Here is an 11643-nt window from a genome sequence, read left to right as displayed (position 1 = left end):
GAACCCTCCCCCACCCAGCCCCCGTCGACGAGGGCGGTGAGCATCGCGGACACGGCCTGCTCGGTCACCGCGTACGGCGGATCGGCGAGGACGAGGTCGTAGACCCGGTCCGGGGCACCGCCGAGCACGGCGGCGACCGGCGCAGCCCGCAGCACCGCCGGCAGGCCGAGTTCGGTGATGTTGCGGCGGATCACGGCGGCGGCCTGCGCGTCGGACTCGACGAGCAGGGCGTGGGCGGCGCCCCGGGACAGCGCCTCGAGCCCGAGCGCGCCGGAGCCGGCGTACAGGTCCAGTACCGACGCGTCGTCGAGCTCCATCCGGGCCGTGAGCGAACTGAACAGCGCCTCACGGACCCGCTCCGAGGTGGGCCGGGTCCCGCGGGGCGGCACCTTCAGGCGCCGCCCCCCGGCCCGGCCGGCCACGATCCGGGTCATCGCACCGTCCCGGAGAACCGTCCGATCACTCCGCGCTCTCCTCGGTGGACACGACGACCAGCAGGTCGCCGCCCTCCACCTGGGACACGCCGGCGAGGGCGACGCGGGTGACCACGCCGCCGCGCGGAGCGGTGATCGCGGCCTCCATCTTCATCGCCTCGATGGTGGCGACGGTGTCGCCGGCGGCGACGCGGTCGCCTTCGGCGACGAGGAGGGTCACGGCGCCGGCGAACGGCGCGGCGACGTGCCCGGGGTTGTTGCGGTCGGCCTTCTCCGCGGCCGGAACCTCGCTGGCGACGGACTTGTCGCGCACCGACACCGGGCGCAGCTGCCCGTTGAGGATGCACATCACGGTCCGGAAGCCGCGCTCGTCCGGCTCGGAGATTGCCTCGAGCCCGATCAGCAGCTCGACCCCCTTGTCCAGGCGCACCCGGTGTTCCTCACCGCGGCGCAGACCGTAGAAGAACTGGTTGGCCGACAACTCCGAGGTGTCGCCGTAGCGGTCCCGGTGCTCGAGGAACGCCTGGGTCGGGCCGGGGAACAGCAGCCGGTTCAAGGTGGCGCGCCGCTCGCTGGAGGTGTCGTCGAGCGCTTTCTCCTCCTCGGAGGTCAGCGGCACCTCGGGCTTGGGGGCACCGCGGCCCTCGAGGGCCTTGGAGCGGAACGGCTCGGGCCACCCGCCGGGCGGGGTGCCGAGCTCGCCGCGCAGGAACCCGATCACCGAGTCCGGGATGTCGTAGCGGGCCGGGTCGGCCGCGAACTCGTCGCTGGCGACGCCGGAACCCACCAGGTGCAGGGCGAGGTCACCGACAACCTTCGAGGAGGGAGTGACCTTGACCAGCCGGCCGAGCATCCGGTCGGCCGCGGCGTACTTGGCCTCGACCTCCTCGAACCGGTCGCCCAGCCCCAGCGCGATGGCCTGCTGCCGCAGGTTCGACAGCTGCCCGCCGGGGATCTCGTGGGTGTACACGCGGCCCGTGGGGGCGGGCAGTCCGGACTCGAACGGCGCGTACACCTTGCGCAGCGCCTCCCAGTACGGCTCGAGGTCGCACACGGCCTGCAGGTCCAGACCGGTGTCGTACTCCGAGTGCGCCGCCGCGGCGACGATCGCCGACAGCGCGGGCTGGCTGGTGGTGCCCGCCAGCGCGGCGGAGGCGCCGTCGACGGCGTCGGCGCCGGCCTGCCACGCCGCGAGGTACGTCGCGAGCTGACCGCCGGGGGTGTCGTGCGTGTGCACGTGCACCGGCAGGTCGAAGTTGCTGCGCAGCGCCGAGACCAGGGTGGCGGCCGCGGGTGCGCGCAGCAGCCCGGCCATGTCCTTGATCGCCAGCACATGGGCGCCGGCCTCGACGATCTGCTCCGCCAGGCGCAGGTAGTAGTCGAGGGTGTAGAGCGTCTCGCCGGGATCGGACAGGTCCCCCGTGTAGGACATCGCGACCTCGGCCAGGGCCGTGCCGGTCTCGCGGACCGCGTCGATCGCCGGCCGCATCTGGTCGACGTTGTTCAGCGCGTCGAAGATGCGGAAGATGTCGATGCCGGTGTCGGTGGCCTCCCGCACGAACGCGCGGGTGACCATCTCCGGGTACGGGGTGTAGCCGACCGTGTTGCGTCCGCGCAGCAGCATCTGCAGGTTGATGTTCGGGATCGCCTCCCGCAGCGCCGCCAGACGCTCCCACGGGTCCTCGTGCAGGAACCGCAGCGCGACGTCGTAGGTGGCGCCGCCCCACGCCTCGATCGACAGCAGCTGCGGGGTCATCCGCGCGACGTGGCCGGCGACGGTGAGCAGGTCCTTGCTGCGCACGCGCGTCGCGAGCAGCGACTGGTGCGCGTCGCGGAAGGTGGTGTCGGTGACGGCGAGGGCCTTCTGTTCGCGCAGCGCCTTCGCGAAGCCGTCCGGGCCGAGGGCGAGCAGCCGCTGCCGCGAACCCTCCGGCGGAGCGACGTCGAGGTCGATCTTCGGCAGCTTGTCGTGCGGGTACACCGTCGTCGGGCGCTCGCCGTGCGGCTTGTTCACCGTCACGTCGGCGAGGTACTCGACGATCTTCGTGCCGCGATCCGCGGAGGTCTTGGCGGTCAGCAGCTGCGGCCGCTCGTCGATGAACGACGTGGTGACGTGCCCGGCCCGGAAGTCCGGGTCGTCGAGCACGGCCTGCAGGAAGGGGATGTTCGTCGACACGCCGCGGATACGGAACTCGGTGACCGCACGGCGGGCGCGGGCGACGGCCGTGGGCAGGTCGCGGCCGCGGGCCGTGAGCTTGACCAGCATCGAATCGAAGTGGGCGGAGACCTCGGCGCCGACGGAGGTGCCGCCGTCGAGACGGATGCCGGCGCCGCCCGGGGTCCGGTAGGCGCTGATGCGGCCGGTATCGGGCCGGAAGCCGTTGGCCGGATCCTCGGTGGTGATGCGGCACTGCAGCGCCGCCCCGCGGATCGCGACCTTGTCCTGCGACAGGCCCAGGTCGGTCAGCGACTCGCCGGAGGCGATGCGCATCTGCGCCTGCACGAGGTCGACGTCGGTGATCTCCTCGGTGACCGTGTGCTCGACCTGGATGCGCGGGTTCATCTCGATGAAGACGTGGTTGCCGCGGGAATCGAGGAGGAATTCGACGGTGCCGGCGCAGCTGTAACCGATCTCCTTCGCGAACGCGACGGCGTCCGCGCAGATCCGCTCGCGCAGCTCGGAGGCGAGATTCGGTGCCGGGGCCAGCTCGATGACCTTCTGGTGGCGGCGCTGCAGCGAGCAGTCCCGCTCGAACAGGTGCATCACATTGCCCTGGCCGTCGGCCAGGATCTGCACCTCGATGTGCCGGGGATCGACCACGGCCTGCTCGAGGAACACCGTGGGATCGCCGAACGCCGCGTCCGCCTCCCGGGACGCCGCCTCGATCGCCTCGCGCAGCTGGCTGCGCTCGGCCACGCGCCGCATGCCGCGTCCGCCGCCGCCGGCGACGGCCTTGACGAAGATCGGGAACTCCATGGACTCGGCCGCCGCGAGCAGCTGCTCGAGATCGGCGGACGGCTCCGACGACGCCAGCACCGGCAGACCCGCCGCCCTGGCCGCCGCGATCGCCCGGGCCTTGTTCCCGGTCAGCTCCAGCACATGCGCCGACGGACCGATGAAGGTGATGCCTTCCGCCGCGCACGCCGCCGCCAGGTCCGGGTTCTCGGACAGGAAACCGTAGCCGGGGTAGACCGCGTCGGCGCCGGCCTTCTTCGCGGCGGCGACGATCTCCGCCACGGACAGGTACGCACGGACCGGATGTCCCTGCTCCCCGATCTGGTAGGCCTCGTCGGCCTTGAGCCGGTGCAGGGAATTGCGGTCCTCGTACGGAAACACCGCGACGGTCCCGGCACCCAGTTCGTAGGCGGCACGGAACGCGCGGATCGCGATCTCGCCTCGGTTGGCGACAAGCACTTTGGAGAACATTGGACGACGGTACCGCGACGTAACACTCCGTTCGGCGTCCGCATCCCAGATCGTGGGACGGATGCACGTCTTTGCCCGACTGAAACGATGCAGGTCGAGGGATCTTTAACGTGCCGGAAACGTCGCGGGTGCGTCGGGCGTCACCTCACGACGGCGCCGCACCCGACGTGCGGGGAATGTAACCTCACGACTTCTCGAGGTACGCGACCCGTTCGGTATCGAGCGCGGCCGACACCATGCGGGCCAGACCGGGGTGTTCCTCGAGCCGCGGATCGCGGTCGGTCACGGCGCGCGCGAAGGCCTGCGCGGCCGCGATGACCTCGACGTCGTCGACGAGCGAGAGCATCCGCAGCGTCGAGGTGGTCCCCGACTGGGCGACGCCGAGCACGTCGCCCTCGCGGCGCTGCTGCAGGTCCAGCTGGGCGAGCGCGAATCCGTCGGTGGTCGCGGCGACGGCCTCGAGGCGGGCCATGGCGGGCGCGCCGGGCTTTGAATCCGACAGGAGCAGGCACAGCCCCGGATGCCCGCCCCGGCCCACCCGGCCGCGCAGCTGGTGCAGCTGGCTGACCCCGAACCGGTCGGCGTCCACGATCACCATCACCGTCGCGTTGGGCACATCCACGCCGACTTCGACGACGGTGGTGCACACCAGCACGTCGATGTCCCCGGCGGCGAAGTCGCGCATCACCGCGTCCTTCTCGTCCGCGGGCAGTCGCCCGTGCAGCAGCCCGACCCTCAGGTGGGCCAGCGGTCCGCCCGCGAGCTCCTCGAACTGCTGGAGCACCGACTTGGTCTCGGGCGGCTTGCCCTTGCCCCCGCGCCCACCGGCCGTCTCCGCCTCGTCGACGTCGACCAGGTCGGCGTCCTCGTCGCTGTCGCCGTCGCCGATGCGCGAGCACACCACATACGCCTGCCGGCCCGCCGCGACCTCTTCGCCGATGCGTTCCCACGCGCGCGCCACCCAGCTGGGATGCACCTTCGCCGCCACGACCCGGCTGGTGATGGGCGATCGGCCGCGGGGCAGTTCCCGCAATGTGGACACCTCGAGGTCGCCGAGGACGGTCATCGCGATGGTGCGCGGGATGGGTGTCGCCGTCATGACCAGCACGTGCGGGCTGGCACCGTCGCGGCCGCGGTTGCGCAGCACGTCGCGCTGCTCCACACCGAACCGGTGCTGTTCGTCGACGACGACGAGACCGAGGTCGTAGAACTCGACACCCTGCTGGATCAGCGCATGGGTGCCGATGACGAGCCCGGAGTCGCCGCTCACGATGTCGAGCAGGGCCTGCCGCTTGCGGGCCGCGCTCATCGATCCCGTCACGAGGGTGACCTTGGTGGCCAGCTCGTGGGCGGCGAGTTCGCCCGCCGCGGCGAGGTCGCCGAGCATCTTCGCCAGCGAGCGCGCATGCTGGGCGGCGAGCACCTCGGTCGGCGCGAGCAGCGCGCACTGGTGTCCCGCATCGATGACCTGCAGCATCGCCCGCAGCGCCACGATCGTCTTGCCCGAGCCGACCTCGCCCTGCAGCAGCCGGTTCATCGGGTGCGATCCGGCCAGGTCCGCCGCGATCTCGTCGGCGACGGCGAGCTGCCCTGCGGTCAGTTCGAACGGCAGCCGGCGATCGAACTCGTCGGCGATACCGCCGCTGCGGCGCGGGCACGCCGGGGCAGTGCGCACCGCGACGTCGTGGCGGCGCCGGGCGAGGACGAGCTGCACCGCCGCGGCCTCGTCGAACCGCAGGCGCTCCCGGGCGGCGGTGACGTCGTCCCGGTCGTCGGGCAGGTGAATGCGGCGCAGCGCCTCGTCCAGCCCGATCAGGCCGTGCTCGCGACGCACCCACTCCGGCAGCGGGTCGTCGACGGTCTCGAGCTGATCGAGGATCTGCCGCACGCAGCGCATCACGGTCCACGACTCGACGTCGCGGGTGGCGGGATACATCGGGATGAGGGGCCGGTCGAAGATCGACATGTCGATGCCGCCGTCGCCTTGGGCGCTGCGGGCCATGCCGGCGAGCGCGCCGGCGCCGCGCACCCGGGTGGGCCGCGGGGCCGCGCCACCGATCTCGGGGCCGCGGGGCTCGGGCAGGATGATGTAGCTCGGGTGGGCCAGGCTCCACTTGTCGCGGAAGTACTTGACGGTGCCGGAGAACATGCCGCGCACCCCGGGCTTGATGTTGTACTTGACCTTCTGCGGGTTGAAGAAGGTCACGTCGATCTTCTGCCGGTCCGATTCGAGCACGACGGCGAGCCGGGTGCCGGGCCGGCTCTTCATCCGCACCTCGTCGGCCTTGGCCACCCGCGCGATGATCGTCACGTGCTGGCCCTCGACCGGTTGCGAGTCGCCGAGCTCGGCGCCCTGGGTGGCGTACCGGTGGGGATAGTGACGCAGCAGGTCCTCGACGGTGGTCATGCCGAACGAGTCGGCGAGTGCATCCGCGGTCTTGCGGCCGAGAAGATGATCGAGTCGGTCCGCGAGTGTCGCCACTGCCGTCCTCTCCGCTCCGATCGACGCCGGTGGGCCGGCGTCCGACTGTTCCTGTGCCGGTTACTCCACACCGAGCTGCAGCAGGTCGCTGCGCTGCCCCCCGTGGTACACCAGCACCTCCACCTCGGGGTGGCGGTCGTTGACGTGCCGGGTCAGCCGCTCGGCGAGTCCGTCGGGCGCGTCGAAGCCGACGAGCATCGTCACGAGCTCTCCGCCCGCGGCGAGCACCTTGTCGAGCAGCGACGCTCCCGCCGTCACCAGATCATGCTCGATGACTACGACATCATGGCCCGACAGGCCCAGGCTGTGCCCCGGCTCGCACGTTCCCACCCAGGTCAGGGCCCGCTCGTTCGCGATGCGCAGCGAGCCCCACCGGGTCGCCGCGGCTGCTTCGGACATCGCGAAGGCGTCGTCGGCGGCGTCTCGACCCGGGTCGTGCACCGCGAGCGACGCCAGTCCCTGCACCATCGACGAGCAGGGCAGGAACATCACCTCGCGCCGGTGGTCGCGGGCCGCCGCACCGACCGCGACGAGTTCCTGGGCGGGCAGCGCACCGTTGGGCAGGACCATCACGTCACGGCTTCCCAGCCGGCGGATCGCGTCGAGCAGGTGCCTGCGGGTGATCGGGTCGTCCGCCCGCACGATCGCCGCGCCCTCGGCTTCGAACAGCTCCGCCGTCCCGTCGCCGGCCACGACGGCGAGCACCGAGCGGCTTCCGGCTCCGGAAGCCACCGGGCCGACGCCGATCCGTTGCTGTGCCTCCAGCGCGAAGCACGTGACGGTGACCTGGTGCAGGCGCCCGGCCTCCAGGCCGGCCTCGACGGCGGCGCCCGCGTCGCAGCAGTGCACGTGCACGGACCAGGAGCCGGCGCCGTCGCCGACGACGGCGACCGAGTCTCCCAGGGCGTCGAGGCGGGTACGCAGGGTGTCCATGCGGGCGGTGTCGGAGCCCTCGACGAAGTACATGACCTCGAAGTCCTGATCGCCGCCGTGGCGGGGTCCGTGCCCGTTGTGCCCGCCACGCCGGGCGGGAGCGCCGGGCCGCGACGTCGCGATCGGCGCCCGGTCCGGCCGCCGGCCCGACACCGTCTCGACGAACGCGTCGAGCAGCAGGAGCAGACCGAGGCCCCCTGCGTCGACGACGCCGGCCTCGGCCAGCACGTCGAGTTGGGCGGTGGTGCGCTGCAGGGCCTCGGCGGCGGCGTCGGCCGCTGCGGTCGCCACCGTCACGAGCGAACCGGAGCCGGCTGCGTGCGCACCGTCGGCGGCCGCGTGCAGCACGCTGACGATCGTGCCCTCGGCGGGGCAGCTCAGAGCGCGGGTGACGAGGTCGGCGGCGTGACGCCAGGCGCGCCCGAGTGCGGCGCCGTCGACGACCACAGCCCCGTCGAGGGCGTCGGCCAGGCCCCGCAGCATCTGCGCGAGGATGACACCGGAGTTGCCGCGGGCGCCGTGGAACGCGCCGCGCGCCAGAGCGCCGACGACCGTGGCGACGTCCTCGGCGTCCGCCGCGCCGGTGTCGAGTTCGGCCGCCGCGGAGCGGAGGGTGACGAGCAGGTTGGTGCCGGTGTCGCCGTCGGGGACGGGGAAGACGTTGAGGCTGTTGATCTCGTCGCGACGCTCGGCGAGGGCCCGCAGCCCGAGATCCACCCATCGGCGCAGGGCGGTCCCGTCGACTGCTTCCCCGACCTCGAGCACCTGCTTCCCCCTCTTCGCCACCACGCAACCGGTGACGCAAGGGTAGCGGTGCGCCCGTCGGACGGCCGGTTTGGCCATTGCCACCCCCACCCGCTACGCTTGCAGGGTTGCCTCGCACGGATGGCGGACGCCTTCTCGTGTTCGCAGGCCGACGAAGACACGAAAATATCCACTACTCACCAAGGAGTTCGCGACTATGGCTGCCGTCTGCGACGTATGCGCCAAGAGCCCCGGCTTCGGTAAGTCGGTCTCGCACTCGCACCGGCGTACCAACCGTCGTTGGAACCCGAACATCCAGAGCGTGCGCGCTCAGGTTGCCCCGGGCAACACGCGTAAGGTCAACGTGTGCACCTCCTGCCTCAAGGCGGGCAAGGTCGTCCGCGGCTGATCCCCGGTTCGGCATACGAGGCCCCGGCGTTGCGACGCCGGGGCCTCGTCGTGTTCCGCCACCGTCGCCGTGACCCCGCCCCCTACCGGCCGGAGCGACGGGTAGGGTGCCCCGGGTGACCGAATCAGTACTGTCCCACGTCCGCCTCGAGGACGGCGTGCTGCGCATCGCCGTGGCGACCGCCGAACGCGGCACGTCCCTCTCCCCCGCGGGCATGGCCCAGGGCATCGAGGCCCTGCGCACCGCCGGCTCCGAGGTCGGCGCCGTCCTGCTCGTCGGTGAGGGCGCCAACTTCTGCGCGGGCGGCGACGTCCGCGCCTTCGCCTCCGCGCCCGACCGCGGCGAGTTCGTCGGCGACGTCGCACGCCTGTTCCACGACTTCGTCCGCGCCCTCGACGCGGCCCGCGTGCCCGTGGTGGCCGCCGTCCAGGGCTGGGCGGCGGGGGCGGGCATGAGCATCGTGCTGCACGCCGACATCGCGCTCGGCGGCCCCTCGACGAAGCTGCGGCCGGCCTACCCGTCGATCGGGTTCACCCCCGACGGCGGCATGTCGTGGACCCTGCCGCGCATCGTCGGGGTCGCCCGGGCGCGGGAGATCATCCTCACCGACTGTGTCCTGAACGCCGACGAGGCCGTTCGGCTCGGGGTGCTCAGCCGCCTCGTCGCCGACGACGAGGTGCCCGGCGAGGCGATGCGGGTGGCCCGCACCCTCGCGAACGGTCCCACCGCCGCCTACGCCGGCATCCGGCAACTGCTCGCCGAGTCGGCGGGGCGGTCGCTGTCCGAGCAGCTCGACGCGGAGGCGGAGGCGATCGCGGCGGCCGCGAACGGCCCCACCGGCATCGAGGGTGTCGACGCGTTCGTCGCGAAGCGGCGCCCCGACTTCGAGTCGATCGACCGCGGCTGAGCCACGCCCGTTCAGGCCAGGCGCCAGTCCACCGGGTCCCCGCCCTGCTCGGCCAGCAGCGCGTTCGCGCGGCTGAAGGGGCGGGACCCGAAGAATCCGCGGGAGGCCGACAGCGGGGACGGGTGCGCCGACTTCACGGTGGGCACGTCGCCGAGCATCGGTTCGAGGGTGGCCGCGTCGCGGCCCCACAGGATGGCGACGAGCGGCGCGGTGCGGGCGACGAGCGCCCGGATCGCCTGCTCGGTCACGCTCTCCCAGCCCTTGCCCCGATGCGACGCCGGCTGGCCGGGTTGCACCGTCAGGACGCGGTTGAGCAGCAGCACCCCCTGTGCCGACCACGGTGTGAGGTCGCCGTTGGGTGGTGTCGGCAGGCCGAGGTCGTCGCTGTATTCGCGGTAGATGTTGGCCAGGCTGCGCGGCACCGGACGCACGTCCGGCGCGACCGAGAAGCTCAGTCCGACGGCGTGACCCGGCGTCGGATACGGGTCCTGGCCCACGATGAGCACCTTCACCCGGTCGAACGGCTGGGTGAAGGCCCGCAGCACGTTCGCGCCGGAGGGCAAGTAGCCGCGCCCGGCGGCGTTCTCGGCGCGCAGGAAGTCGCCCATCGCGGCGATGTCGGCGGCCACGGGAGCCAGCGCCCGCGCCCAGCCTTCCTCGACGATCTCCGGCAGGGGTCGCACGGCCATCGGTGGTGTCCGGCCCCTCAGTCGATCCTGCGCAGCGCGCCGCGGTAGTACTCGGCGTTCGACGCGTACATCTTGGCGTTGGCGTCGAGGTGGCCCTCCGGCACCTCGTGACCCTCCCGGATCTTCGCGGGTACGCCGATCGCCATGGACCGCGGCGGCACCTGGAAACGCGGGGCCACGAGCGCGCCGGCCGCGACGATCGCCCCGTCGCCGACGACGGAGCCGTTGAGCACGAGCGAGCCGGAACCGATCAGGCAGCCGTCGCCGATGGTGGAGCCTTCGATATGGGCGTTGTGGCCGACCACGGTGCCGGCGCCGATGACGGTGGCGTCGACGGCGGTGCAGTGGATGATCGTCCCGTCCTGGATGTTGCTCTCGGCGCCGACGACGATCCGGCCGTAGTCGCCGCGCAGGACCGCGGTGGGCCACACCGACGCGCGGGCGCCGAGGGTGACGTTGCCGATGACCACCGCATCGGGGTGGACCCAGGCGTCGGGATGAATATCGGGCACACGGTCGCCGAGCGCATACACAGCCATGCCGTGAAACCTATCTCGAGAAGCTCTGCCAGCCTCCGGGACCCGGCCGGCCGTGGCCGTCGACGGTGACGCCGCCGCCCTCGCGCACCGTGCCGACGGGCCGCCAGCCCGCGGGCAACGGCACGTCCGGCGGGAAGCACGCGGCGAGGGCGTGGTCCTCGCCGCCGGTGAGCACCCACTCCCACACGTCGGCGCCGAGCTCCGCGGCGGCGGCCCGCAGCTCGGGGCCGGGATCGAGCAGCGCGCGAGAGACGTCGATCGCGACGCCGGATGCGGTGGCGATGTGCCCGAGGTCGGCGAGCAGGCCGTCGGAGATGTCGGTCGCGGCGTGGGCGCCGCCGGCCGCCGCCGCGGGTCCCGCGGCGTACGGGGGCGCCGGCACCCGGTGGGCGGCCACCAGGTCCCGGTGGCCGGCGAGGCCGGCGGTGAGCACGGCCAGCCCGGCGGCGGAGCGCCCGGTGGCTCCGGCCAGCGCGACGGTGTCGCCGGGCCGGGCCGTAGACCGCAGGAGCGGCGCGCGCCCGTCGAGGTCGCCGAGGACGGTCACCGCGACGATCAGTTGCGACGCCTGCACCAGGTCGCCGCCGACGACGCCGGCGCCGAGCGCCTCCGCGGCCTCGCCGATCCCGGCGGAGACACCGTCGAGCACGTCGACCGGGGTGTCCGGCGGGCAGCCGAGCCCGACGAGGAAGGCAGTGGGGCGCGCGCCCATCGCGGCGATGTCGGCACCGTTCTGGGCGACGGCCTTGCGCCCGACGTCGCGCGGGGTGGACCAGTCGAGCCGGAAGTGCCGGCCCTCGACGAGCATGTCCGTGGAGACGGCGACGCGCCCGTCGGCGGCGGCGACGAGGGCCGCGTCGTGGCCCGGTCCGACGAGGGTGGTGGCGGGCTGGCGACGCCCGGCGACCGCACGGTCGATCACGGGGAACTCGCCGAGGTCGGCGACGGTGGGGCCGGTGCGGTCGGGCGCGGTGATGCGGTCCTCCCGTTCGTGGGTCGGTGGGGTGCGGGCGTCGGTGGTCACGGTAGTTTCGACCACGCTACCGTCCCCCGCGATTTTCGAGAGATCATGACCGAGC

General features: G+C 72.8%; 9 protein-coding genes. 2 read left to right on the top strand and 7 right to left on the bottom strand.

Going from position 1 to position 11643, the window contains the following annotated elements; all coding sequences use genetic code 11:
* From rsmD to G6038_RS28450, 4 genes are all read right to left on the bottom strand, one after another.
* On the bottom strand, positions 1–434 hold a 434-nt coding region (rsmD, locus tag G6038_RS28465; protein WP_165041977.1), incomplete at its 3' end, for a 16S rRNA (guanine(966)-N(2))-methyltransferase RsmD.
* 25 nt (positions 435–459) lie between these two features.
* Complete coding sequence (locus G6038_RS28460; RefSeq protein ID WP_165041975.1) at positions 460–3861, bottom strand: pyruvate carboxylase; 3402 nt, start codon at positions 3859–3861, stop codon at positions 460–462.
* A gap of 184 nt (positions 3862–4045) precedes the next feature.
* Positions 4046–6343, bottom strand: a complete 2298-nt coding sequence (recG, locus tag G6038_RS28455; RefSeq protein ID WP_165041973.1) for an ATP-dependent DNA helicase RecG — start codon at positions 6341–6343, stop codon at positions 4046–4048.
* Between the two features lie 60 nt (positions 6344–6403).
* Entirely contained in the window at positions 6404–8041 is a 1638-nt protein-coding gene (locus tag G6038_RS28450; RefSeq protein ID WP_165041981.1) for a DAK2 domain-containing protein, read from the bottom strand.
* A 196-nt stretch (positions 8042–8237) separates the two neighbouring features.
* On the opposite strand from G6038_RS28450, the gene rpmB reads away from it, so the two are divergent.
* A complete protein-coding gene (rpmB, locus tag G6038_RS28445; protein WP_165041971.1) occupies positions 8238–8429 on the top strand; it encodes a 50S ribosomal protein L28 in 192 nt (63 codons plus the stop codon).
* Between the two features lie 115 nt (positions 8430–8544).
* The gene (locus G6038_RS28440; protein ID WP_165041969.1) at positions 8545–9336 is read left to right on the top strand and encodes an enoyl-CoA hydratase-related protein; all 792 of its coding nucleotides are present in this window, start codon (positions 8545–8547) and stop codon (positions 9334–9336) included.
* Between the two features lie 11 nt (positions 9337–9347).
* On the opposite strand, the gene G6038_RS28435 is transcribed toward G6038_RS28440, so the two are convergent.
* Genes G6038_RS28435 through G6038_RS28425 form a run of 3 tightly spaced genes read right to left on the bottom strand, consistent with a single transcriptional unit; the run spans position 9348 to position 11540 of the window.
* Positions 9348–10025 (bottom strand): uracil-DNA glycosylase, encoded by a 678-nt coding sequence (locus tag G6038_RS28435; protein WP_165041967.1) that lies wholly within the window; start codon positions 10023–10025, stop codon positions 9348–9350.
* Between the two features lie 17 nt (positions 10026–10042).
* The gene (locus tag G6038_RS28430; protein WP_165041964.1) at positions 10043–10564 is read right to left on the bottom strand and encodes a gamma carbonic anhydrase family protein; all 522 of its coding nucleotides are present in this window, start codon (positions 10562–10564) and stop codon (positions 10043–10045) included.
* Between the two features lie 10 nt (positions 10565–10574).
* Positions 10575–11540: a thiamine-phosphate kinase gene (locus G6038_RS28425; protein ID WP_165041979.1), complete on the bottom strand. Its 966-nt coding sequence runs from the start codon at positions 11538–11540 to the stop codon at positions 10575–10577.
* Positions 11541–11643: the final 103 nt, after the last annotated feature.

Source organism: Rhodococcus sp. 14C212 (assembly GCF_011058195.1).
GTDB classification, from domain to species: domain Bacteria; phylum Actinomycetota; class Actinomycetes; order Mycobacteriales; family Mycobacteriaceae; genus Rhodococcus; species Rhodococcus aetherivorans.
This window is presented reverse-complemented; position numbering and strand designations above follow the sequence as displayed.